This is a genomic window from Pseudomonas sputi (assembly GCF_021603585.1).
Taxonomy (GTDB): domain Bacteria; phylum Pseudomonadota; class Gammaproteobacteria; order Pseudomonadales; family Pseudomonadaceae; genus Aquipseudomonas; species Aquipseudomonas sputi.
Genome location: NZ_BQHI01000003.1, coordinates 1 through 22,425, shown reverse-complemented (window position 1 = coordinate 22,425; position 22,425 = coordinate 1). Strand labels below are relative to the sequence as shown.

The window sequence follows — 22,425 nt, the reverse complement described above, 5'->3', positions numbered from 1 at the left end:
ATTCATACGGCATCAAACCGGCCTGGATGAAGACTGACAGAAGATAAACGCCAACAGGCAGCACTGCAAAGTGCTGCCTGTGCGCTCACCCACGTATTGCACCCGGCGATTATTCGCTGGAGAGCAGGTCCATGGTGTGCTTGTCCATCATTTCCAATGCACGGCCACCGCCGCGAGCTACGCAGGTCAGCGGATCTTCGGCAACGATCACCGGCAGACCGGTTTCCTGGGCCAGCAGCTTGTCGAGGTCACGCAGCAGCGCGCCACCACCGGTCAGCACCAGGCCACGCTCGGCGATGTCGGAAGCCAGTTCCGGCGGCGATTGCTCCAGCGCGCTTTTCACGGCCTGAACGATGGTTGCCAGGGACTCTTGCAGAGCTTCCAGCACTTCGTTGGAGTTCAGGGTGAATGCGCGAGGAACACCTTCGGCCAGGTTGCGACCACGAACGTCGACTTCGCGAACTTCGCCGCCCGGGTAGGCCGTACCGATTTCCTGCTTGATGCGCTCGGCGGTGGATTCGCCGATCAGGCTGCCGTAGTTGCGACGCACGTAGGTGATGATCGCTTCGTCGAAGCGGTCGCCGCCAACACGTACGGATTCGGCATAGACCACACCGTTCAGGGAGATCAGCGCGATTTCGGTAGTACCACCACCGATATCCACGACCATCGAGCCGCGTGCTTCTTCAACCGGCAGGCCGGCACCGATCGCAGCCGCCATCGGCTCTTCGATCAGGAACACTTCACGGGCACCGGCGCCAAGGGCCGATTCACGGATGGCGCGACGCTCAACCTGGGTGGACTTGCATGGAACGCAGATCAGCACACGAGGGCTGGGCTGCAGAAAGCTGTTTTCGTGAACCTTGTTGATAAAGTATTGCAGCATCTTTTCGCAGACGCTGAAGTCGGCGATCACGCCATCCTTCATCGGACGAATGGCAGCAATGTTGCCCGGCGTACGGCCGAGCATGCGCTTGGCCTCGGTGCCGACAGCGACGACACTTTTCTGGTTACCGTGTGTCCGAATGGCCACAACCGATGGCTCATTCAGGACGATACCGCGCTCGCGCACGTAAATAAGGGTGTTGGCAGTGCCCAGGTCAATGGAAAGATCGCTGGAAAACATGCCACGCAGTTTCTTGAACATGGGAAAGGGACCCTAGGCAACGCGTGGGTAAAAAAGTGCGGCAAACTCTAACAACGACAGGGATTTTGGGCAAGGCGCCAATATGTTAAATTGGCCGCTTTTCTGTGCACCAAGCCCCACAATCGCGGCCTTATGACCGTAGAAGTGCGGTAGTGTTCCGACAATCTAACACACGGACGCCGTCCGTCCTGTTTTCCACTGGAGAAACCCGATGGCGCTAGAACGCTCCGACGTGGAAAAAATCGCTCATCTGGCCAGCCTTGGCCTTGATGACGCCGATCTTCCACACATCACTTCGGCCCTCAACAGCATTCTCGGGCTGGTCGACGAAATGCAGGCGGTCAATACCGACGGTATCGAACCGCTGGCCCACCCGCTGGAAGCCAGTCAGCGCCTGCGCGCCGACGTCGTGACCGAAAGCAATAACCGCGAGGCTTATCAGTCCATCGCACCAGCGGTCGAAAACGGCCTGTACCTGGTTCCGAAAGTCATCGACTAAAGGGAAAGAGCCTGCAATGCATCAATTGACTCTGGCCGAGATCGCCCGCGGTCTCGCCGATAAAAAGTTTTCTTCCGAAGAGCTGACCAAAGTCCTGCTGGCGCGCATTACCCAGCTCGATCCGCAGCTCAACAGCTTCATCAGCCTCACCGAAGAACTGGCCCTCGAGCAGGCGAAAGCCGCCGACGCGCGCCGGGCCAAGGGTGAGAGCGGCGCCTTGCTGGGTGCGCCGATCGCCCACAAGGACCTGTTCTGCACCCAGGGCATCCGCACCAGCTGCGGCTCGAAGATGCTCGACAACTTCAAGGCCCCGTACGACGCCACTGTGGTGTCGAAGCTGGCCGCCGCCGGCACCGTGACCCTGGGCAAGACCAACATGGACGAATTCGCCATGGGTTCGGCCAACGAATCGAGCTGGTACGGCGCGGTGAAAAACCCGTGGAACCTCGAACACGTGCCCGGCGGTTCGTCCGGTGGTTCGGCTGCCGCTGTTGCTGCTCGTCTGTTGCCAGCCGCTACGGCCACCGACACCGGCGGTTCGATCCGTCAGCCGGCTGCGTTCACTAACCTCACCGGCCTGAAGCCGACCTACGGTCGCGTGTCGCGCTGGGGCATGATCGCTTACGCCTCCAGCCTCGATCAGGGCGGCCCTCTGGCTCGCACCGCCGAAGACTGCGCGATTTTGTTGCAAGGCATGGCCGGCTTCGATCCGAACGACTCCACCAGCATCGATGAGCCAGTGCCGGACTACGCCGCCGGTCTGAACGGCTCGCTGCAAGGCCTGCGCATCGGTGTGCCGAAGGAATACTTCGGTGCCGGTCTCGACCCGCGCATTGCCGACCTGATCCAGAACAGCATTAAAGAGCTGCAGAAGCTCGGTGCCGTGATCAAGGAAATCAGCCTGCCGAACATGCAGCACGCGATCCCTGCTTATTACGTGATCGCCCCGGCAGAAGCCTCCTCGAACCTGTCGCGTTTCGACGGCGTGCGCTTCGGCCACCGTTGCGCAGACCCGAAGAACCTGGAAGACCTGTACAAGCGCTCCCGTGGCGAAGGCTTCGGTGCCGAAGTGCAGCGCCGGATCATGGTCGGTGCCTACGCACTGTCCGCCGGTTACTACGACGCCTACTACCTGAAAGCGCAGAAGATCCGTCGCCTGGTGAAGAACGACTTCATGGCGGCATTTAATGAAGTTGACGTCATCCTCGGCCCGACCACGCCAAACCCGGCCTGGAAACTCGGCGCCAAGAACAGCGACCCGGTCGCTGCCTACCTGGAAGACGTCTACACCATCACCGCCAACCTCGCGGGCCTGCCGGGCCTGTCGATGCCGGCCGGTTTCGTCGACGGTCTGCCGGTCGGCGTGCAACTGCTCGCTCCGTATTTCCAGGAAGGCCGTTTGCTCAACGTTGCGCATCAGTATCAGTTGAACACTGACTGGCACACTCGCACCCCAACCGGCTTCTGAGGAGACACACATGCAATGGGAAGTCGTGATCGGGCTGGAGATTCACACCCAGCTCACCACCCGGTCGAAAATCTTTTCCGGTAGTTCCACCCAGTTCGGCTCCGAGCCGAACACCCAGGCCAGCCTGATCGATCTGGGCATGCCCGGCGTGCTGCCGGTGCTCAACCAGGAAGCGGTGCGCATGGCGGTGATGTTCGGTCTGGCGATTGACGCCGAGATCGGTCAGCACAACGTGTTCGCCCGCAAGAACTACTTCTACCCGGACCTGCCGAAGGGCTACCAGATCAGCCAGATGGAGTTGCCGATCGTCGGCAAGGGCCACCTGGACATCGCCCTGGAAGACGGCACGGTCAAACGCGTCGGCATCACCCGCGCGCACCTGGAAGAAGACGCCGGCAAGAGCCTGCACGAAGAATTCAGCGGCGCCACCGGCATCGACCTGAACCGTGCCGGCACGCCGCTGCTGGAAATCGTTTCCGAACCTGACATGCGCAGCGCCAAGGAAGCCGTGGCCTACGTCAAGGCGATCCACGCGCTGGTGCGTTATCTGGGCATCTGCGACGGCAACATGGCCGAAGGCTCGCTGCGTTGCGACTGCAACGTGTCGGTCCGTCCGAAAGGTCAGGTCGAGTTCGGCACCCGCTGCGAGATCAAGAACGTCAACTCGTTCCGCTTCATCGAGAAGGCGATCAACTCCGAGATCCAGCGTCAGATCGACCTGATCGAAGACGGCGGCAAAGTGATCCAGCAGACCCGTCTGTACGATCCGAACAAGGACGAAACCCGTCCGATGCGCAGCAAGGAGGAAGCCAACGACTACCGTTACTTCCCCGATCCGGACCTGCTGCCGGTGGTCATCGAGGATTCGTTCCTCAACGACGTGCGCGCCACCCTGCCGGAACTGCCCCCGCAGAAACGCGAGCGCTTCCAGAGTGCCTTCGGTCTGTCGGCCTACGACGCCAACGTGCTGGCCACCAGCCGTGAGCAGGCGGACTACTTCGAGAAAGTCGCCAGCATCGGCGGCGACGCCAAACTGGCGGCGAACTGGGTGATGGTCGAGTTGGGCAGCCTGCTCAACAAGCAGAACCTGGACATCGAGGACTCGCCGGTTTCGGCCGAGCAACTGGGCGGCATGCTGTTGCGCATCAAGGACAACACCATCTCCGGCAAGATCGCCAAGGTGGTGTTCGAAGCGATGGCCAACGGCGAAGGCAGCGCAGACGAGATCATCGAAAAGCGCGGCCTGAAGCAGGTGACCGACACCGGCGCAATCTCGGCGGTGCTGGACGAAATGCTCGCGGCCAACGCCGAGCAGGTCGAGCAATACCGTGCGGCAGACGAAGCCAAGCGCGGCAAGATGTTCGGCTTCTTCGTCGGTCAGGCCATGAAAGCCTCCAAAGGCAAGGCCAACCCGCAGCAAGTGAACGAACTGCTGAAAAGCAAGCTCGAAGGCTGACGATGGCCCCGCGCCTGAGGATCGTTCCCACGCTCTGCGTGGGAATGCCGCCTCGGACGCTCCGCGTCCATTGCGGTATGACGCCGAGCGTCACGGGGTACATTTCCACGCGGGTGCGTGGGAACGATCACTTGGGAGCTTTTGAATGAAACGTCTGCTCGGCGCCTGCGCCCTGCTCTCTTTGCTGGCCGGTTGCGCCAGCACCGACACCATCGACCCGCACGGTTACGACCAGACCGGCGTCGCCTCCTATTACGGAGCCAAACACCACGGTAAACGCACCGCCAGCGGCGAAGCGTTCAACCAGAATGCCCTGACCGCCGCCCACCGCCAGTTGCCGTTCGGCACCCGGGTGAAGGTCACCAACCTGAAAAACGATGAATCCGTCGTGGTCCGCATCAACGACCGCGGCCCGCACACTCGTGGCCGATTGATCGATGTTTCACGGGCAGCGGCCGAACAGCTCGGTATGCTGCGCAGTGGAACCGCCCGGGTTCGCGTCCAGGCCCTCGACGACTGATGGAGCGTCCACCATTTTCGGACTGACCGACTTACCCCTGATCAGCGTGATCGAGTTGCTCAGCGGGCTGTTCCTGCTGATCGCCGGCGCCGAGTTGATGGTGCGCGCCGCCGTGCGCCTGGCCGCGCGCCTGCATGTACGACCGCTGATCATCGGCCTGACCATCGTCGCCCTCGGCAGCAGTGCCCCGCAAATGGCCGTCAGCCTGCAAGCCGTGCAGGCGCACACGCCCGACATCGCCGTCAGCAGCGTGATCGGCAGCAGCATTTTCAACATTCTCGTCACCCTTGGCCTGTCGGCGCTGATCATTCCGCTGCGGGTGTCGCGGCAATTGGTGCGCCTCGACATCCCGTTGATGATCGGCGCCAGCCTGCTGGTGTTTGTACTGGCGTGGAATGAAGAACTCGGGCGCTTCGACGGTATTCTGCTGCTCGGCGCCCTGGCGCTTTACCTCGGGCTGCTGCTGCGTCAGTCGCGGCACTCGACCCGTCCGCATACCCGTCAACCCGACGATCCGCAGGCGCCGTGGCTCACCAGCCTGCTGATGATTGTCGGTGGCCTGGGCATGCTCGTGTTTGCCGGGCACCTGCTGCTGGGCGCCGCCGTGGTCGTCGCCACTGACCTGGGGTTCTCCGAACGGGTCATCGGCCTGACGGTGGTCGCGGTCGGCACTTCGCTGCCGGAACTCGCCACCTCGCTCATTGCTGCGTTGCGCGGTCAACGGGACATCGCCGTGGGCAACGTGATCGGCGCCAACCTGTTCAACCTGCTTGGGGTGCTGGGCCTCACCGCGCTGATCGCACCGACACCGTTGTCGGTGTCGCCAAACGCGCTGGATTTCGACCTGCCGGTGATGCTCGGCGTCGCGTTGCTGTGCCTGCCGGTGTTCTATTCCGGCTACCGCGTGACCCGGGCTGAAGGCTTTTTGCTGCTTGGCTTGTACCTGGCGTACGGGCTGCACGTGGTGTCGTTCACCACCGGCATGCCACTGGCCGGCAAACTCGAGCGATTGATGCTGTTCTATGTGCTGCCGACGCTGCTGACGTTTCTGTTCTTCACGTCCGTCCGCGCCTGGCGCCGCCAACACCACAAGAGGGATGTGCCATGACCGAATCGAAGAAATCCGGGGTTGAAGTCCGCCGTCAGGTAATGGGCGACGTGTTTGTCGACCGCGCACTGGGTAACGCCACCGAGTTCACCCAACCGTTGCAGGATTTCGTCAACGAACATGCCTGGGGCGGTGTGTGGAATCGCGAAGGTCTGCCGCTGAAAACCCGCAGCCTGATCACCCTCGCCGCGCTGACCGCATTGAAGTGCCCGCAAGAGTTGAAAGGCCACGTGCGCGGCGCGTTGAACAACGGCTGCACCGTTGAAGAGATCCGCGAAGCGCTGCTGCATTGCGCGGTGTACGCCGGCGTACCGGCGGCGATCGATGCGTTCCGCGCGGCGCAGGAAGTGATCGACAGTTACCAGAAGCCCGAGTAACCGCCGGCCTCAGATCCACCCGCCCCACTGCAAAAAGAAAATCCCGATGTTGGTGGTGATCGCCGCCATCAATGTGGTCAGCACAATAATCGCCGCTGCCAGTTCATGGTTGCCCTGCGCCGCACGGGCCATGACAAAACTGGCGGCGGCGGTCGGGCTGCCGAAGTACAGAAACAGAATCCCCAGCTCCGCCCCGCGAAAACCCCACAGCCATGCGCCCAGCGTGGCGATCACCGGCAGGCCGATCATCTTCACCAGACTCGAACTGAGCGCCATGTTGCCGCTCTTGCGCAGCGCCGCCAGCGACAGCGTGCCGCCGATGCAGATCAGGGCCAGCGGCAGCGTGGTCTGCGCCAGGTACTGACCGGAGGTTTCCAGCCAGCCCGGCAGACCGATCTTGAAATAAGCGAACGGCGCCGCCGCGATCACGCTGATGATCAATGGATTGCTGACCACACTTTTGCAGATGCTCCACGGGTCGGACTTGATCACCGGGCTGTACACCGCCAGCACGATGGTCGACAGGGTGTTGTAGAACAGGATCACCAGCGCCGCGAGAATCGCCCCGAGGGAAATCCCGTAGTCGCCATACATGCTCGCCGCCAGTGCCAGGCCGATGACCCCGTTGTTGCCGCGAAACGCACCCTGGGTATAAATGCCGCGATCTTCACGCGGACAACGGAAAATCGCCCAGCCCCAGGCCATGGCAAAACTGACCAGCGTGGCGAGGGCGAAATAGATCAGCAGCGCCGGCTGCAGCGCGGCGTGCAGGTCGGCATGCAGAATGCCGAGAAACAGCAGCGCCGGCATGGTGACGTTGAACACCAGCGACGAAGCCGTGTGGATGAAGTTGTCGTTGATCCAGTCGATGCGCTTGAGCAGCACCCCCAGAAACAGCATGGCAAATACCGGCGCGGTGATGTTCAGGGTTTCGAGGAAGATAGCCAGCATGCCGGGGAGCCTTGGAGGTGAGCGTCGTTAGGGGCCTAATGATAAGCCACTTTCACCCTGATCGTTCCCACGTCGAAGCGTCGAACCGTCTGCGTGGGAATGCAGCCGGGGACGCTCCGCGTCCAAAATCGTGACGCGGAGCGTCACAGGAGGCGTTCCCACGCAGCGCGTGGGAACGATCAACAGACTCAGGTAATCGGCGCCGGATTGAACAACGTAATGTCGTTATGCAGCTTGTGCTTCTCCGCCCACGTCTGCTGCTTGCCGCTCGCCACATCCAGGTAGTAGTGAAACAACTCCCAGCCCAACTCCTCGATAGTCGCGCGCCCGGTAGCGATCCGCCCGGCATCGATGTCGATCAGATCCGGCCAGCGTTGCGCCAACTCGGTACGGGTCGAAACCTTCACCACCGGCGCCATGGCCAGACCATAAGGCGTGCCGCGCCCGGTGGTGAACACATGCAGGTTCATCCCCGCCGCCAATTGCAAGGTGCCGCAGACAAAGTCACTGGCCGGCGTCGCACAGAAAATCAAACCCTTCTGCTTGAAGCGTTCCCCAGGGCCGAGCACACCACTGATCGCACTGCTGCCGGATTTGACGATCGAGCCCAACGACTTCTCGACAATGTTCGACAACCCGCCCTTCTTGTTGCCCGGCGTGGTGTTGGCGCTGCGATCCGCTTCGCCCTTGGCCAGATAGCGGTCGTACCAGTCCATCTCGCGCACCAGTTCTTCGGCAACGGTTTTGGTCTGGGCGCGGGAGGTCAGCAGGTAAATCGCATCACGCACTTCGGTGACTTCGGAAAACATCACCGTCGCCCCCGCCCGCAGCAGCAAGTCCGAGGCGTAACCCAGCGCGGGGTTGGCGGTAATGCCGGAAAACGCATCACTGCCGCCGCACTGCATGCCCAGGATCAGCTCGGACGCCGGCACAGTTTCCCGGCGGCGCTGGTTAAGCTTCTTCAGGCGGACTTCGGCCAGTGCCATGATCTGCTCGATCATCTCGGTGAAACCGTGACTGGAGTCCTGCAAGCGATACAGCCAGGGCTCGCTCAGATCCACCGAGGCATCGTCCTCGTGCATCACCTGCCCCGCCTGCAATTTCTCGCAGCCCAGACCGATGACCAGCGCCTCGCCGCCGAGGTTCGGGTTGCGCGCCAGATTGCGCACGGTGCGGATCGGGATGTAGGCGTCGGTGGCCGTGATGGCCACGCCGCAACCGTAACTGTGAGTCAGTGCCACCACGTCATCGACGTGCGGATACTTCGGCAACAGTTCGTCCTTGATCCGCTTCACCGCGTGATCCAGCACCCCGGTGACGCATTGCACGGTGGTGGTGATCCCGAGAATGTTGCGCGTGCCGACGGTGCCGTCGGCGTTGCGATACCCCTCGAACGTGAAGCCTTCCAGCGGCGCCTGGGCGTCCGGCACTTCGGTGGACAGCGGCAGGCTGTCCAGCGGTGGCGCGGTCGGCATGCGCAGTTGATCTTCCTTGACCCAACTGCCCCGGGGAATCGGCTGCAACGCATAACCGATGATCTGGCCGTAGCGAATCACCGTGCCGCCCTCGGGGATATCCACGAGGCTGACCTTGTGACTCTGCGGCACAAAATCCACCGTCACCAGGCCATCGGCAAAGGCGGTGCCGGCCGGAACGCCCTGGTCGTTGACCACGACCACTACGTTGTCCCGCTCGTGCAGGCGGATGTAGCGCGGCGAGTCGGAATGTTCAATCAACTGCATGACGCCGCTCCTCAGGAATGCGCTTGAGACAATTTGCCGGTGGCTTCGGAACCGCCTTGGGTTGGCGGCTCTTTAAGGACCACACGTTTGATCGGGCCGACGATCACCAGATAGCTGAACACCGCCACGAGTGCGTTGGCACCGACGAACACCAGCGCCCATTTGAACGAGCCGGTGGAACTGATGATGTAGCCGATGACGATCGGGGTGGTGATCGAGGCGATGTTGCCGAAGGTGTTGAACAGGCCACCGCTCAGACCGGCGATCTGTTTCGGCGAAGTGTCGGACACCACTGCCCAGCCCAGCGCACCCACCCCTTTACCAAAGAACGCCAGAGCCATGAAGCCGACCACCATCCATTCAACGTCGACATAGTTGCAGGCCACGATGCTGCTCGAAACCAGCAGGCCGGCAATGATCGGCGCCTTGCGGGCGAAGGTCAGCGAGTGACCCTTGCGCAGCAGGTAATCGGAAATCACCCCGCCGAGGACGCCACCGATAAAGCCGCAGATCGCCGGCAACGAGGCAATGAAACCGGCCTTGAGAATGGTCATGCCGCGTTCCTGCACCAGGTACACCGGGAACCAGGTCAGGAAGAAATAGGTGATGCCGTTGATGCAGTACTGGCCCAGGTAAACGCCGAGCATCATGCGATTGGTCAGCAACTGGCGGATGTAATCCCATTTCGGACCGTCAGCCTTTTTGCCTTGTTTCTGGTCCATGTCGACCATGCCGCCATTGTCGGCGATGAACTTCACTTCCGCTTCGTTGGCCATCGGGTGTTGGCGCGGGCTGTGGATAACCTTCAGCCAGACCAGCGAGAACACGATGCCCAGAATCCCCATGACGATGAACACGTGCTCCCAACCAAAGGAGAACACGATCCAGCCCATCAGCGGCGCGAACAACACGGTGGCGAAGTATTGCGCCGAGTTGAAGATCGCCGAAGCGGTGCCGCGTTCGGCGGTCGGGAACCAGGCCGCCACAATGCGCGCGTTGCCGGGGAACGATGGCGCCTCGGCCAGGCCCACCAGAAAGCGCAGCATGAACAGCGCGACGATGGCCGTGGACATGCCGAACTCACCGACGAAGCCTTGCAGCACGGTGAACAGCGACCAGGTGAAGATGCTCAGGGCATAGACTTTTTTCGAGCCGAAACGATCGAGCAGCCAGCCGCCGGGAATTTGCCCGGCCACGTAGGCCCAACCGAAAGCAGAGAAGATGTAGCCGAGGGTGACCGCGTCGATGCCGAGGTCTTTTTGCAAACTGGAACCGGCGATCGCGATGGTGGCACGGTCGGCATAGTTGATCGTGGTCACCAGAAACAGCATGAGCAGGATCAAATAGCGGACGTGAGTCGGCTTGGACGATTGCATGTAGATGTACTCCCACTGATTATTTTTATGCGGGTAAAACATTCTTTGGTCTTGTGCCGCGCAAGGCCTTGGCAATAGCCCTGCGCGGGTGCAGCGGCTTACGAACCGATGTAGCTGGTCTTCACGACCGTGTAGAACTCTTGCGCATAGCGGCCTTGCTCACGTGAGCCATAGGATGACCCCTTACGGCCACCGAACGGAACGTGGTAATCGACACCGGCGGTCGGCAGGTTGACCATCACCATCCCGGCCTGGGAATGACGCTTGAAGTGATTGGCGTACTTCAGCGATGTGGTGGCGATGCCCGCCGACAGACCGAATTCGGTGTCATTGGCCATGGCCAGCGCAGCGTCGTAATCGGCCACGCGGACAATGTTGGCCACCGGGCCGAAGATCTCTTCGCGGCTGATGCGCATCGAGGCTTCGCTGTCGGCAAACAGGGTCGGCGCGAGGAAGTAGCCCTCGGTGTCACACGTCACCAGACCACCGCCGCTGACCAGACGCGCACCTTCGGACTGACCGATGTCGATGTACTTCATGTCCTGCTCAAGCTGCGCTTGCGAAACCACCGGACCGATGTCGGTGCCGGCCTTCAGCGCGTGGCCGACCTTGATCGACTTCATGCGTTCGGCCATGGCTTCGACGAACTTGTCGTGAATCCCGGCAGTGACGATCAGTCGGCTCGAGGCAGTGCAACGCTGGCCGGTGGAGTAGAACGCACTCTGTACCGACAGCTCGACCGCCTGCTTGAGGTCGGCGTCGTCGAGAATGATCTGCGGGTTCTTGCCGCCCATTTCCAGCTGGACCTTGGCTTGGCGCGACACGCAGTTGACCGCGATCTGCCGACCCACGCCGACGGAGCCGGTGAAGCTGATGCCGTCGACTTTCGGGCTGTTGACCAGCGCTTCACCGACCACGCGACCGCTGCCCATCACCAGGTTGAACACGCCGGCCGGGAAGCCCGCGCGGGAGATGATTTCGGCCAGGGCCCAGGCGCAACCCGGCACCAGATCTGCTGGCTTCAACACTACGCAGTTGCCGTAGGCCAGTGCCGGGGCGATTTTCCACGACGGGATGGCAATCGGGAAGTTCCACGGGGTAATCAGGCCGACCACACCCAGGGCTTCGCGGGTGACTTCGACGTTCACGCCCGGACGCACCGACGGCACGTAGTCGCCGGACAGACGCAGGCATTCACCGGCAAAAAACTTGAAAATGTTGCCGGCGCGGGTCACTTCACCGATGGCTTCCGGCAGGGTCTTGCCCTCTTCCCGGGCCAGCAGGGTGCCGAGTTCTTCGCGGCGGGCGAGGATTTCAGTGCCGACTTTGTCCAGCGAATCGTGGCGGGCCTGAATGCCCGAAGTCGACCACGCCGGGAATGCAGCGCGAGCGGCGTCGATGGCGGCATGGACTTGAGCCAGGTCAGCCTTGGCGTAATCGCCGATGGTATCGCTCAGTTCGGACGGGTTGATGTTCGCCGAGTAATCGTTGCCGGCGACCCATTCACCGTTGATGTAGTTGTCATAGCGCTTGGTCACGAATCATTCTCCTGACGCAAAAGGCCGCTGATTGCTCAGCGGCCTTGTTTATAGAGGTGTGTTACTGCGCACCTTGCTTGTCGATCAGCGCAGCGAGCATTTCGTACTCTTCGCCAGTCAGGTCGGTCAGCGGCGCACGCACCGGGCCTGCGTCATAGCCGGCGATTTTGGCGCCTGCCTTGACGATGCTCACGGCGTAACCGGCCTTGCGGTTGCGGATGTCCAGGTACGGCAGGAAGAAGTCGTCGATGATCTTGCCGACGGTGGCGTGATCTTCGCGGGCAATGGCGTGGTAGAAGTCCATCGCGGTTTTCGGAATGAAGTTGAACACCGCCGACGAGTAGACCGGCACGCCCAGCGCCTTGTAGGCAGCGGCATAGACTTCGGCGGTCGGCAGACCACCGAGGTAGCTGAAGCGATCGCCGAGACGACGACGGATCGACACCATCAGCTCGATATCGCCCAGACCGTCCTTGTAACCGATCAGGTTCGGGCAGCGCTCGGCCAGACGTTCCAGCAGCGGCGCGGTCAGGCGGCAGACGTTGCGGTTGTAGACCACCACGCCGATGTTGACCGATTTGCACACCGCTTCAACGTGGGCGGCAACGCCGTCCTGGCTGGCTTCGGTCAGGTAGTGCGGCAGCAGCAACAGGCCTTTGGCGCCCAGACGCTCGGCTTCCTGAGCGTATTCGATGGCCTGGCGGGTCGAGCCGCCGACACCGGCGAGGATCGGCACGCTGCTGGCGCAGGTGTCGACGGCAGTCTTGATGATTTCCGAATATTCGCTGGCAGCCAGGGAGAAGAATTCACCGGTGCCACCGGCGGCGAACAGGGCTGAAGCACCGTACGGGGCCAGCCATTCCAGGCGTTTGATGTAGCCCGCGCGATTGAAATCGCCCTGGGCATTGAAATCGGTCACCGGGAACGACAGCAGGCCGGCGGAGAGGATGGACTTCAGTTCTTGTGGATTCATTATTCGAACACCCTGGTAGCAACGTTTTTTTTGAGTGGACCGTTCAGCCTTCGCTGAAGTTGTAGGTCATCGTACAACTTAAAAGATAACCGTCAACTGCATTTCATCGCTGGGAGGGATTTTTTGTCGGACAGGATTTCTTTTTGACGTAGGAGATTTCTCGACTAGGCTCGATTTAGCTGTATATACATACAGCTGAATAAAACCAGCCGACGACATATCAAGGAGAAAGAAATGTCCGGTCTTCAAACCACATGCGTTGAAAAAACCACACCGGTCATCGCCCGTTTCGATGATCTTTTCACCCCCGGCGGCATCGCTTTCAGTGCAGAGAATCCGCATATGCTGTTGCATATCGCCGACTCGCACAGCGATGTCGCCCCCGTCGCCCCCCTGCCCGCTCACGCCTTGAAGGGCAAACCGCAGTTGCGCTTCGAAGGTGCGGAACACACGGCTATCGGCGATAACACCTTGCTGCGTTTCGTTGAAAATGCCGAGCCGGTACTGGCGCAAAACGTGCCCCTGCATCTGCCGAACGGGTTGGCGCTGACCTACGGCCAGGTACTGGCACTGGGCGGTGATTTCTATGGCGTCGTTGATCGGCCGATCAACGAAGGCGCTTCTGCGGCAGATCGCCTTCAGCGCTTCACGGCAGCCTTCGACACCCTCGCCGCGCTCCCGGCTTCAAAGGCCGAAGCGACACAGATTCTCGCGATCATGCAAAAGGAGATCGACGCGGTTAAACAGGCGATCAAGGACGGCAAGCAACCTCATGAGGCCTACGACGCTTTAGGAGATACGTTGTCGGAAGAGTGGAACAAAATCACCGGCGGCGGCAGTTTCGTCTCGGCACTGTTCCCGCTCGGCCGCTATCTGAAACTGGCGGCGAACAACGCCGACCATTTCGGCGAATGGGCCCGACTGGCCTACATCGCCGGGCACACCGTTGCGCTGCAAACCGCCGCTGCCGCCCACGCCAGCCAGGACGAACGGCAACTGGAACGGGCCTACGCGATGAATGCGTTCGCCGACCACTACCTCACCGACCTGTTTTCCTCCGGACACTTGCGGGTGCCACGCAAGGCCATGGCCGCCGCGGTGACGCCAAGCGATCTGGGCTCGCTGATCACCCGCTTCATGCACGACGAAGACAGCAAGTTCGGGCTCAAGGTGCGCAACGGATATGGTGAGCAATGGCGGGCGTTCGGTGACAAGCGCTACTTCGATGCCGCGGATATCGACAACCGCCATCAGGTGAATCAAGCCGTACAGGATTCGGCGGACGAGGTGTATGCCGCTTATTCAAGCGGCAACGTGCCGACCACCTTCAACGCCCTGCAACGACTGCCGGACCTGACCGCCGTGCTGGATCCGGCCAACAATTTCTCGCCACTGTTCCGTCTTCAGGGCAATAAGGTCCTGCGGCGCAAGGACGTCAACAACCTCAACGACACCGCCACCGTCGACGACTGGTGGGGCTGGAGCACTTACCTGCTGCTCAAGGACTATCACCCGACCGGCAACACGAATTAAGGAGCGATTCGATGACCATCAAATTGAAACTGGAACTGGCCTCGGGCCAATCAATGAAAGGTGCGCCGCTGCAATTGCTGCGCGATGGCGTGGCCATCGCCCGGGCGTCGGTGGATGCTCAGGGTCAGGCAACGTTCGACGTCCGGCCCGCCCCCGGCAAACTCGCGGTCAGGGTCGATCGTTCGATTCTGCCCAAGCGCTGAAATGCCCGGACAAGATTGCCCCGGCGCGCCTCACCGATTCGCCGGGTAGAGTGCGACGACTGCCGCGAAGGATCGCGGCAGATCTTTCAAGGAGAGCGAAACATGACGTTTGCCGCGGCACACCTTCCGCAATTCCCCGATCACGCCAGCGACTCGATCATCCTGCGGCTGTCGACGCTGGATGACCACCTGATCGTTCGCGTGCCCGATGGCCAGGACACCCCGCCGAACTGGGATGTATATCCGATCCTCGGCGATGATCCGGAAGATCCTGAATGGCAGGGCCTGTCGGAGCCGACCGGCGTCTGGGATGACGCACTCGATGACATGGTCGGCCTGACCGGAATCGAGCTGAGCATCCCGAAGTTCGAGCTGGAAAAGTACCTGAACAGCACCGTCGAGCTGCGCTACAAATTTGCCGATGAATCCAGCCTGGAGCCGTGTTCGGAGCCGTTGAAACTCTACATCGAGTCCTGATCCTGCCATTGCGCGTAACCCGGCACGCCATTCCAAATGATATCGACCGTTCATCGAGACTGTTATTTCTAACAGGTGCCGTGCACATCCATTCCCGGATTCAATCGCTGAGGAGTTAACGAATCGGCTCCGCCAGCGCAACAAAATGGCTGCGCTCTTGAAAGGGTTCAAACGGATGTGAAAAGGAGTTTGATCATGACTGCACAAGCCAAAGCCTTGGCGGCGCCGAAGCTCAACGAAGCCAAGAATGGAGTACTTAAGGTTAGCGAACTGAAAGAAGCCGCTCACGGTGTCGTGCCGCCTTTCCCTCAAGCCGCTGTTGGCGACAGGATTACGATGCACGTGCAGACCTCGACCGGAAACGAATGGGCAAACTCCCATGTACTGACCACCGTCGAGATGGAAGACCCCGTTATCTTCGTCATCCCCAAAGATGTCTTTGAGAAAAAACTTGTTCCCGGTGCCCAGGCCGATCTGCATTACACCGTCACCAGAAACAACGGTAGCGCTGAGTCATCCCCGTTGCTGACAGTTCAACTCGAACACTAGGCAGCCATTACCCCTGCGCCTGCGTCCCTCCTGGCCCGGGCGCAGTCGCTGCTGGAACATTCAATAGTCACTGAACCAATGAGGGGTCATATGAACATTGTTCACCGATTCCACTTTCCTGCCGGAATCCAAAAGAGCCTGATAGAGATAAAGGATGCAACGACGTTCGACCTTCACGTCAATCGGGGGGACTGCATTGAATACGAAGGACTCCCGGGACAGCGCTTCAGAGTCGAGGAGAAAACATTCCTGCTCAACTTCGATGAGTCCATCGAACGCGTGGATTACCTCACTACCGAAGTGAAACCGTAACCCTCAGCCTTCCTGCGCCTGCGCCTCTTCATGTGCCTGGCGCAGTCTTTCCCGGCTGTTGGTCAAATGCAGGCGCATGGCCGCACGGGCGGCATCGGAATCCTGGCGGGCGATCGCGTCGTAGATTTCCTCGTGCTCGCGGCTCAGGCGATTCATGTAGTGCTGTTGATCGTCATGGGCCAGGCGCGCCGAGTTCAGCCGCGTGCGCGGAATGATGCTGGTGCCCAGGTGAGTCATGATGTCGGTGAAGTAGCGGTTGCCGGTGGACAGGGCGATTTGCAGGTGGAACTGAAAGTCCGACGCCACGGCATCGCTGGCGTGGGCCACGCTTTCGTTTAGTGCATCGAGCGCAGCGCGCATGGCGGCCAGTTGTTCGGTGCTGCGGCGCTGCGCGGCGAGGCCGGCCGATTCGACTTCGAGGCTGATACGCAATTCGAGAATCGCCAACACGTCACGCAGAGTCACCACGGTCGCCGGGTCGATCCGGAAACCGCTCGGGCTCGGCGTATCGAGCACGAAGGTGCCGATGCCATGACGAGTTTCCACCTGCCCCGCCGCCTGCAACCGGGAAATCGCCTCGCGCACCACGGTGCGGCTGACGCCATGGGCTTCCATGATCGCCGACTCGGTCGGCAACTTGTCGCCGCGCTTGAGCAGGCCGGCGCGAATCTGCTCGGTCAGCACCGTCACCAGTTCCTGAGCCAGGCTACGGCGCTTGCGAGGGAGTCGCGGGGTGTCGATCAGGTTTTCCATGGTCTGCATCTTGTCTCGAAAATTCGGCTTGTGGGCATCATAGCTCAAGCGGGTTGTACGATCACTTTCCGTTTCCACACACATCCTGGGGAGCTGGCAAGCCAGCGCCCACAGGGGAAGTGTGGATATATCAGGCGGTCACGTTCTGCTCAACCAGGTGACCACTGTCGATGCGCACATGCCGTGGATGGAAGCGCTTGAGACTGCTGCGATGGCCGACGCTGACGATGCTCAGGCCCGGCAACTGGTCGATCAGCGCCTGATACAGCGTGGCTTCGTCTTCTTCATCCATCGCCGACGTCGCTTCGTCCATGTACAGCCATTGCGGTGCATAGAGCAGCGCGCGGGCGAAGGCCAGACGTTGTTGTTCACCCGGCGACAACATGCGCTGCCAGTGATTGGCCTCGTCCAGTCGAGCCACCAGATGCGGCAAGCGGCAGGTCTCCAGCACTTGTGCATAACGCTCAGACGCGTAGGTGTCGCCCGGTTGTGGATAACTCAAGGCGTCCCGCAGGGTGCCGATCGGCAGATACGGCTTTTGCGGCAGGAACAGATAACGCGAAGCCGGCAAGCGAATGCTGCCGTGCCCGGCCGGCCACAAATGGCCCATCGCCCGCAGCAGCGTGGATTTACCACTGCCGGAACGACCGCTGAGCATCACCCGTTCGCCCTGCTCCACGGTCATGTCGGCGCTGGTCAGCAGATGACGACCGTCGGCCAGATCGAGGCCGAGGTTATGAACCTTCAGTTCGTCGCCCTGATTCTGCACATCAATGGCGGGGGCACGCTCTTCGTTGTCGGTCATCGCCTGGCGGAAGCTCAGCAGACGATCACAGGTGGCGCGCCACGCCGCGAGTTCCGCATAGGCGTTGATGAACCAGCTGAAGTTCTCCTGCACGTTGCCGAATGCCGAGTTAATCTGCATCAGCTCACCCAGCTCGATCTTGCCGGTCAGGTAACGCGGGGCCGCGACGATGAACGGGAAGATGACTGCGATCTGGCCGTAACCCGAGGTGAAGAACGTCAGGCGCTTGGACACGCGCATGATGTCCCAGAAGTTATGCCAGACCAGCCCGAAGCGGTTGCTCAGACGACGATTCTCGTTCGGCTCGCCGTTGTACAACGCAATGCTCTCGGCGTTCTCCCGCACCCGCACCATCGAGAAACGCAGGTCGGCTTCAAAGCGTTGCTGCTGGTTGTTCAGGCCGATCAGGCGTCGACCGATCAGGTGCGTCAGCCAGCTGCCGACCGCCGCATACAGCAGCGCACACCAGAACATGTAGCCGGGAATCTCGATGCCGAAGACTTCGATGCTGCCGGACACGCCCCACAGAATGATCGAGAACGATACCAGGCTGACCACCGTGCGGATCAAGCCCAGGGCCAGACTCAAGGTGTTGCTGGTGAAGGTATTGAGGTCTTCGGAAATCCGCTGGTCAGGGTTGTCGGTGTAGCCGCCCTGCTCCAGCTGGTAGTAGTTCTTGTGCCCGAGCCAGCGCTTGAAATGGTTCTCGGTGAGCCATGCCCGCCAGCGGATGGTCAGCATCTGCGTCAGGTACAAGCGATACACCGCGCCGAGGATCGCCACCGCCGCGATGCCGCAGAAATACAGGATCAACTGCCAGAACGCCGCCTCGTCCTTCTTCTGCAGGGCGTTATAGAAATCCTTGTACCAACTGTTGATCCACACCGAGATCGCCACGCTGAACAGCGTCAGCGCGATCACGGCGATCAGCAACGTCCAGGCCTTGCCCTTCTCTTCGCTGCGCCAATAAGGCGTGGTCATGGCCCACACCTTGCGAAAAAACTGCCCGCGCACAGTATCGTTGACCGCGGAATATTCAGCGTTCTGATTCATGGAAAAGGCTCGATAAAGAAAAGAACAGACACGCACCGATCATAGATGATCGGCGCGTTTTATCGCGAGGGCTGGCGATGGTCGTTCAGCGCAGGTTCAGCGACGAACCGGGCGTTTCTGCAGTTTGCGCTGCAGGGTGCGGCGGTGCATGCCCAGGGCGCGGGCAGTGGCGGAGATGTTGCCTTCGTGTTCGGTCAGCACGCGCTGGATGTGCTCCCACTGCAGGCGATCCACCGACATCGGGTTTTCCGGCACCAGGCTGTCGAGGTCGGCGTGCTCGGACAGCAGCGCTGCCAGCACGTCATCGGCGTCAGCCGGTTTGCACAGGTAATTGCAGGCGCCGCGCTTGATCGCTTCGACCGCGGTGGCAATGCTCGAGTAACCGGTGAGGATCACCACGCGCATTTCCGGGTCCAGTTCCAGCAGCTTCGGCAGCAGCACCAGACCGGAGTCGCCGTCCATTTTCAGGTCCAGCGCGGCATAGTCCGGCAGATCGGCCTGGGCAATGGTCAGGCCTTCCTCGGCGGAGCCGGCGGTGCTGACGCGGAAACCACGACGGGCCATGGCGCGGGCCATCACCCGGGTGAAGGTCGCGTCGTCATCGACCAGCAGCAAATGCGGCAGTTCTTCGCCTTCGACTTGGATTTCGTCACTCATGTTGCTCTCCTCGGGCGCCGTGGGGCAGGCGCAGCTCGGTGAGCGTGCCGCCTTCCTCATGACTATAGAGTTTCACTGAGCCGCCGGCGCGTGTCACGCTGGCCTTGCTCAAAAACAGGCCCAGGCCGAAACCTTTGCCCTTGGTGGTAAAAAACGGTTTGCCGATCTGCTCGGCGATGGCCAGCGGCACACCGGCGCCATGATCGCGGATGCTGATGGTCAGGTCTTCAGCGGTCCAGTCCAGGGTCACCTGAAGGTTTTCCGGGCAGGCGTCGGCGGCGTTGTTCAACAGATTCAACAGTGCCTGGGTCAGATCCGGCGGCGGTGCCACACGCGGCAACGGGCCCTGGCCCAGACGCTGGAAGCGATAACTGGCCTCGGGGCGCATCAGGTGCCAGCGGTTGAGTGCTTCGTCGAGCCACTCGGTGACGTCCTGCATTTCCACCGCCATCCGGCGATTGGCTTCGGCGGCACGCACCAGTTGTTGCAGGGTCTCCTTGCAGAGTTTCACCTGATCCTTCAGCACCTTCAGGTCTTCCTGAAGCATCGGGTCGTGATGATCCTGCTGCATTTCGTTGAGCAACACGCTCATGGTCGCCAGCGGCGTGCCCAGTTCATGGGCGGCACCGGCGGCCTGAGTCGCCACGGCGAGCAATTGCTGATCGCGCAGGCCTTCTTCACGGCGGATCGCGCGCAACTCTTCCTGCCGACGCAGCTCTTCAGCCATGCGCGCGGCGAAGAAGGTAATCACCGCCGCTGCCAGCGCGAAGCTCAGCCACATGCCGTAGATCTGCAGGTTCTCCCGGGCGACCGGCAGGGTTTCCAGCGGGTAGAAATGCGTCAGCATCAGCGTATACAAGGCTAGCGCAATGCCCGACAGCACCACCGAATACCGCCATGGCAGCGTCACCGCAGCGATGGTCAGCGGCACCAGGTAATACGAAACGAACGGGTTGGTCGAGCCACCGGAGAAATACAGCAAGGCACTGTGGATAACCAGATCGCAGGCCAGTTGCAACGCGTATTCGAGCTCGGTCACCGGCCACGAAGTGCGCAGGCGCACGGCGGTGAACACACACAGCAGAATCGAACAGCCGAGGGTCATTACCAGCTGCACCCACGGCAACGGCAACAATTCCAGCCAGTAGGCCAGGCCCACGGAGCCGGCCTGCGCGGCAAGCACCAGGGTGCGGATGAAAGTCAGCCGCCAGAGGTTCTGGCGAGTCGCGGAAGTCAATTGTACGGGGGCGAGCATGAGCTCTCCTGATGAGCGCTCCAGGCGGATCGCACGGAGTATAACCAAGGCGCGGGCTCCAGAGGCGAAAGTGCGGCAAACGACCACACCCAAAAGCAGTTGCAAGTTGCGAGCTTCAAGCTACGAGCAAAAGCTTGCGACTTGAAGCTCGTCGCTGACTTTGTCATCTGTATAGAAGTTGTAACTGGGCGAACCGGATCATAAAAGCTAGAGTCTGATGGTTTCACGCAGGCCCCCGAACCATCACCTGCGCCCTCATCAAGGAGCTTTCATGCACACATTTCGCCGCAGCGCCGCCCTTCTCGCCCTGACCGTCGGCAGCATCGCCAGCCTTCCGGCCCTGGCCGCCGATGAGTTGCACTACAACCAGATTTCCCTGCGCGCCGAAGTCAGCCAGGAAGTGGCCCGCGACCTGATGATCGTGACCCTCTACACCGAAGAACAAAACACTGACCCTGCCAAACTCGCCGCCGACGTCAGCACCACCATGAACAAGGCCCTCGCCCAGGCCAAGCAGGTCAAAGACATCACCCTGCGCCAGGGCAGCCGCAACAGCTACCCGATCTACGACACCAAAGGCCAGAAAATCACCGGCTGGCGCGAACGCGCCGAACTGCGCCTGGAAAGCGCCGACTTCGCCGCCCTGTCCAAACTCACCGGCGAGTTGCTGACCGACCTGAAAATGGGCGGCATGGACTTCGCCATCGCCGACCCGACCCGCAAGGCCAGCGAAGACCAACTGCTCAAAGAAGCCGTCACCGCCTTCAAGGCCCGCGCCCAACTGGCTACCGACGCCCTGGGCGGCAAGGGCTACAAAATCGTCAACCTGAACCTCAACAGCAACGGCTTCCCGCAACCCTACATGCGCGCCCCGATGATGATGAAAGCTGCCGGCATGGACGCCGCACCGGTCACGCCTGAAGTCGAAGCCGGCACCAGCCAGGTCAGCCTGACCGCTGACGGCTCGATTGAAGTGTTGATGCAGTGATTGAGTGACGGCTGAATGAAAAACCGGCGAGCAGTGATGATCGCCGGTTTTTTTGTGCCTGGGATTTGGGTTATCAGGTTTGCGGATCAACCCGATCCAGCGCGCGGTTCACTGCAAGCTCGGCCAGCATGATGATCTGCTGGATACCGAGCGCCGTACTGCGCTGCGGGCCGCTGAGTTCGTTGGCGAAATTGCTCGCGATGGTACTGGCCGACGCCAGGGATTCGCAGGCGTTGGCCAGCAGGCTTTCGGTGTCGACGTTGGGCGTGACCATATACATCGTGCTCGGGCGCGGTTTGGAAGGGTTGGGGCACAGGTAATAGTCGAGGGCGCGTTTGATGGCTTCGCGGTTGCGGGCGAGGTCTTCGGCGCGCATGGCTTCTTCGAGGGGTGTGGGTGATTCGAGGGGTGGGTCGGGGACAACCTTGTTCATTGATAAACTCCTTGCTGACTTGAAGCCACCCAATGCCGTTCTCACGCGGCGAAGAGGTGGCAGCTATGTGCGGGGTGAGAAACCGGGCAAGGAGATTCCGGCCAGACCGAAGTCTGCCCGCACACGGGACTGTCAGATATTTTGTGTGCGGGCCGGTAACGGCCTGCCGTCAGGCAGGCCGTGCTTTTACCAGGTTGGCCTGATAAATCGATCTCCGTACAGAATCGCAAATTGATTCATCGCACTTTTCCA

Annotated in this window: 23 protein-coding genes; 12 read left to right on the top strand and 11 right to left on the bottom strand. The window is 61.0% G+C overall.

Translation table 11 applies throughout. The annotated features are described in order from the left end of the window. Positions 1-109: 109 nt before the first annotated feature. On the bottom strand, positions 110-1,147 hold the full coding sequence (gene mreB, locus L6D81_RS04970; protein ID WP_002555108.1) for a rod shape-determining protein MreB: 1,038 nt from the start codon (positions 1,145-1,147) through the stop codon (positions 110-112). 211 nt (positions 1,148-1,358) lie between these two features. On the opposite strand from mreB, the gene gatC reads away from it, so the two are divergent. The 6 genes from gatC (at position 1,359) to L6D81_RS04940 (ending at position 6,575) form a co-directional block, all read left to right on the top strand. Further along, positions 1,359-1,646, top strand: coding sequence for an Asp-tRNA(Asn)/Glu-tRNA(Gln) amidotransferase subunit GatC (gatC, locus tag L6D81_RS04965; RefSeq protein ID WP_236178129.1), 288 nt, complete (start codon positions 1,359-1,361; stop codon positions 1,644-1,646). A gap of 16 nt (positions 1,647-1,662) precedes the next feature. Next, positions 1,663-3,114 (top strand): Asp-tRNA(Asn)/Glu-tRNA(Gln) amidotransferase subunit GatA, encoded by a 1,452-nt coding sequence (gatA, locus tag L6D81_RS04960; RefSeq protein WP_236178128.1) that lies wholly within the window; start codon positions 1,663-1,665, stop codon positions 3,112-3,114. A gap of 10 nt (positions 3,115-3,124) precedes the next feature. After that, entirely contained in the window at positions 3,125-4,570 is a 1,446-nt protein-coding gene (gene gatB / locus L6D81_RS04955; RefSeq protein ID WP_114881417.1) for an Asp-tRNA(Asn)/Glu-tRNA(Gln) amidotransferase subunit GatB, read from the top strand. A 145-nt stretch (positions 4,571-4,715) separates the two neighbouring features. Next, positions 4,716-5,090, top strand: coding sequence for a septal ring lytic transglycosylase RlpA family protein (locus L6D81_RS04950; RefSeq protein ID WP_236178127.1), 375 nt, complete (start codon positions 4,716-4,718; stop codon positions 5,088-5,090). 46 nt (positions 5,091-5,136) lie between these two features. Continuing rightward, the gene (locus L6D81_RS04945; RefSeq protein ID WP_236178126.1) at positions 5,137-6,198 is read left to right on the top strand and encodes a calcium/sodium antiporter; all 1,062 of its coding nucleotides are present in this window, start codon (positions 5,137-5,139) and stop codon (positions 6,196-6,198) included. Continuing rightward, positions 6,195-6,575, top strand: coding sequence for a carboxymuconolactone decarboxylase family protein (locus L6D81_RS04940; protein ID WP_150595055.1), 381 nt, complete (start codon positions 6,195-6,197; stop codon positions 6,573-6,575). Before L6D81_RS04945 ends, L6D81_RS04940 begins: the two co-directional genes overlap by 4 nt. Positions 6,576-6,584: 9 nt before the next feature. On the opposite strand, the gene L6D81_RS04935 is transcribed toward L6D81_RS04940, so the two are convergent. The 5 genes from L6D81_RS04935 to kdgD form a co-directional block, all read right to left on the bottom strand. Further along, positions 6,585-7,526: an AEC family transporter gene (locus L6D81_RS04935; RefSeq protein ID WP_236178125.1), complete on the bottom strand. Its 942-nt coding sequence runs from the start codon at positions 7,524-7,526 to the stop codon at positions 6,585-6,587. Positions 7,527-7,714: 188 nt separating this feature from the next. After that, positions 7,715-9,268, bottom strand: a complete 1,554-nt coding sequence (gene garD / locus L6D81_RS04930; RefSeq protein WP_236178124.1) for a galactarate dehydratase — start codon at positions 9,266-9,268, stop codon at positions 7,715-7,717. 11 nt (positions 9,269-9,279) lie between these two features. Further along, positions 9,280-10,644: an MFS transporter gene (locus tag L6D81_RS04925; protein ID WP_236178123.1), complete on the bottom strand. Its 1,365-nt coding sequence runs from the start codon at positions 10,642-10,644 to the stop codon at positions 9,280-9,282. 98 nt (positions 10,645-10,742) lie between these two features. Further along, a complete protein-coding gene (locus tag L6D81_RS04920; RefSeq protein WP_236178122.1) occupies positions 10,743-12,182 on the bottom strand; it encodes an aldehyde dehydrogenase family protein in 1,440 nt (479 codons plus the stop codon). Positions 12,183-12,243: 61 nt separating this feature from the next. Continuing rightward, positions 12,244-13,155 carry a 5-dehydro-4-deoxyglucarate dehydratase gene (kdgD, locus tag L6D81_RS04915; RefSeq protein WP_011332448.1) on the bottom strand — a complete coding sequence of 304 codons (912 nt, stop codon included), beginning with the start codon at positions 13,153-13,155 and terminating at the stop codon, positions 12,244-12,246. Positions 13,156-13,389: 234 nt separating this feature from the next. Between kdgD and L6D81_RS04910 the strand changes: the two genes are divergently transcribed. The 5 genes from L6D81_RS04910 (at position 13,390) to L6D81_RS04890 (ending at position 16,229) form a co-directional block, all read left to right on the top strand. Continuing rightward, the gene (locus L6D81_RS04910) at positions 13,390-14,688 is read left to right on the top strand and encodes a phospholipase (RefSeq protein WP_236178121.1); all 1,299 of its coding nucleotides are present in this window, start codon (positions 13,390-13,392) and stop codon (positions 14,686-14,688) included. Between the two features lie 11 nt (positions 14,689-14,699). Then, positions 14,700-14,891 carry a hypothetical protein gene (locus tag L6D81_RS04905; RefSeq protein WP_236178120.1) on the top strand — a complete coding sequence of 64 codons (192 nt, stop codon included), beginning with the start codon at positions 14,700-14,702 and terminating at the stop codon, positions 14,889-14,891. A gap of 102 nt (positions 14,892-14,993) precedes the next feature. After that, the gene (locus L6D81_RS04900; RefSeq protein ID WP_236178119.1) at positions 14,994-15,368 is read left to right on the top strand and encodes a hypothetical protein; all 375 of its coding nucleotides are present in this window, start codon (positions 14,994-14,996) and stop codon (positions 15,366-15,368) included. Positions 15,369-15,563: 195 nt separating this feature from the next. Further along, positions 15,564-15,917 carry a hypothetical protein gene (locus tag L6D81_RS04895; protein ID WP_236178118.1) on the top strand — a complete coding sequence of 118 codons (354 nt, stop codon included), beginning with the start codon at positions 15,564-15,566 and terminating at the stop codon, positions 15,915-15,917. 90 nt (positions 15,918-16,007) lie between these two features. Beyond that, positions 16,008-16,229, top strand: coding sequence for a hypothetical protein (locus tag L6D81_RS04890; RefSeq protein WP_236178117.1), 222 nt, complete (start codon positions 16,008-16,010; stop codon positions 16,227-16,229). Between the two features lie 3 nt (positions 16,230-16,232). Here L6D81_RS04890 and L6D81_RS04885 read toward each other — a convergent pair whose 3' ends face one another. The 4 genes from L6D81_RS04885 to L6D81_RS04870 form a co-directional block, all read right to left on the bottom strand. Then, the gene (locus L6D81_RS04885) at positions 16,233-16,982 is read right to left on the bottom strand and encodes a FadR/GntR family transcriptional regulator (protein WP_236178116.1); all 750 of its coding nucleotides are present in this window, start codon (positions 16,980-16,982) and stop codon (positions 16,233-16,235) included. Positions 16,983-17,112: 130 nt separating this feature from the next. After that, positions 17,113-18,840 (bottom strand): ABC transporter ATP-binding protein/permease, encoded by a 1,728-nt coding sequence (locus L6D81_RS04880; RefSeq protein ID WP_236178115.1) that lies wholly within the window; start codon positions 18,838-18,840, stop codon positions 17,113-17,115. Positions 18,841-18,936: 96 nt separating this feature from the next. Further along, positions 18,937-19,497 carry a response regulator transcription factor gene (locus L6D81_RS04875; RefSeq protein ID WP_003221630.1) on the bottom strand — a complete coding sequence of 187 codons (561 nt, stop codon included), beginning with the start codon at positions 19,495-19,497 and terminating at the stop codon, positions 18,937-18,939. Then, entirely contained in the window at positions 19,490-20,752 is a 1,263-nt protein-coding gene (locus L6D81_RS04870; RefSeq protein WP_007953651.1) for an ATP-binding protein, read from the bottom strand. The genes L6D81_RS04875 and L6D81_RS04870 overlap by 8 nt, the downstream gene beginning before the upstream one ends. Positions 20,753-21,023: 271 nt before the next feature. On the opposite strand from L6D81_RS04870, the gene L6D81_RS04865 reads away from it, so the two are divergent. Next, on the top strand, positions 21,024-21,740 hold the full coding sequence (locus L6D81_RS04865; RefSeq protein WP_236178114.1) for an SIMPL domain-containing protein: 717 nt from the start codon (positions 21,024-21,026) through the stop codon (positions 21,738-21,740). A gap of 73 nt (positions 21,741-21,813) precedes the next feature. On the opposite strand, the gene L6D81_RS04860 is transcribed toward L6D81_RS04865, so the two are convergent. Beyond that, positions 21,814-22,173 (bottom strand): DUF6124 family protein, encoded by a 360-nt coding sequence (locus tag L6D81_RS04860; RefSeq protein ID WP_236178113.1) that lies wholly within the window; start codon positions 22,171-22,173, stop codon positions 21,814-21,816. Between the last annotated feature and the right edge of the window lie 252 nt (positions 22,174-22,425).

Bases quoted from the DNA above. Each gene is read 5' to 3' on its own strand.
- L6D81_RS04935 (WP_236178125.1), bottom strand. From the start codon at position 7,526: ATGCTGGCTATCTTCCTCGAAACCCTGAACATCACCGCGCCGGTATTT.
- L6D81_RS04910 (WP_236178121.1), top strand. From the start codon at position 13,390: ATGTCCGGTCTTCAAACCACATGCGTTGAAAAAACCACACCGGTCATC.
- L6D81_RS04860 (WP_236178113.1), bottom strand. From the start codon at position 22,173: ATGAACAAGGTTGTCCCCGACCCACCCCTCGAATCACCCACACCCCTC.
- L6D81_RS04900 (WP_236178119.1), top strand. From the start codon at position 14,994: ATGACGTTTGCCGCGGCACACCTTCCGCAATTCCCCGATCACGCCAGC.
- L6D81_RS04890 (WP_236178117.1), top strand. From the start codon at position 16,008: ATGAACATTGTTCACCGATTCCACTTTCCTGCCGGAATCCAAAAGAGC.
- L6D81_RS04865 (WP_236178114.1), top strand. From the start codon at position 21,024: ATGCACACATTTCGCCGCAGCGCCGCCCTTCTCGCCCTGACCGTCGGC.
- L6D81_RS04940 (WP_150595055.1), top strand. From the start codon at position 6,195: ATGACCGAATCGAAGAAATCCGGGGTTGAAGTCCGCCGTCAGGTAATG.
- L6D81_RS04880 (WP_236178115.1), bottom strand. From the start codon at position 18,840: ATGAATCAGAACGCTGAATATTCCGCGGTCAACGATACTGTGCGCGGG.
- gatC (WP_236178129.1), top strand. From the start codon at position 1,359: ATGGCGCTAGAACGCTCCGACGTGGAAAAAATCGCTCATCTGGCCAGC.
- L6D81_RS04925 (WP_236178123.1), bottom strand. From the start codon at position 10,644: ATGCAATCGTCCAAGCCGACTCACGTCCGCTATTTGATCCTGCTCATG.
- L6D81_RS04885 (WP_236178116.1), bottom strand. From the start codon at position 16,982: ATGGAAAACCTGATCGACACCCCGCGACTCCCTCGCAAGCGCCGTAGC.
- gatB (WP_114881417.1), top strand. From the start codon at position 3,125: ATGCAATGGGAAGTCGTGATCGGGCTGGAGATTCACACCCAGCTCACC.
- gatA (WP_236178128.1), top strand. From the start codon at position 1,663: ATGCATCAATTGACTCTGGCCGAGATCGCCCGCGGTCTCGCCGATAAA.
- mreB (WP_002555108.1), bottom strand. From the start codon at position 1,147: ATGTTCAAGAAACTGCGTGGCATGTTTTCCAGCGATCTTTCCATTGAC.
- L6D81_RS04875 (WP_003221630.1), bottom strand. From the start codon at position 19,497: ATGAGTGACGAAATCCAAGTCGAAGGCGAAGAACTGCCGCATTTGCTG.
- kdgD (WP_011332448.1), bottom strand. From the start codon at position 13,155: ATGAATCCACAAGAACTGAAGTCCATCCTCTCCGCCGGCCTGCTGTCG.
- L6D81_RS04905 (WP_236178120.1), top strand. From the start codon at position 14,700: ATGACCATCAAATTGAAACTGGAACTGGCCTCGGGCCAATCAATGAAA.
- garD (WP_236178124.1), bottom strand. From the start codon at position 9,268: ATGCAGTTGATTGAACATTCCGACTCGCCGCGCTACATCCGCCTGCAC.
- L6D81_RS04895 (WP_236178118.1), top strand. From the start codon at position 15,564: ATGACTGCACAAGCCAAAGCCTTGGCGGCGCCGAAGCTCAACGAAGCC.
- L6D81_RS04950 (WP_236178127.1), top strand. From the start codon at position 4,716: ATGAAACGTCTGCTCGGCGCCTGCGCCCTGCTCTCTTTGCTGGCCGGT.
- L6D81_RS04870 (WP_007953651.1), bottom strand. From the start codon at position 20,752: ATGCTCGCCCCCGTACAATTGACTTCCGCGACTCGCCAGAACCTCTGG.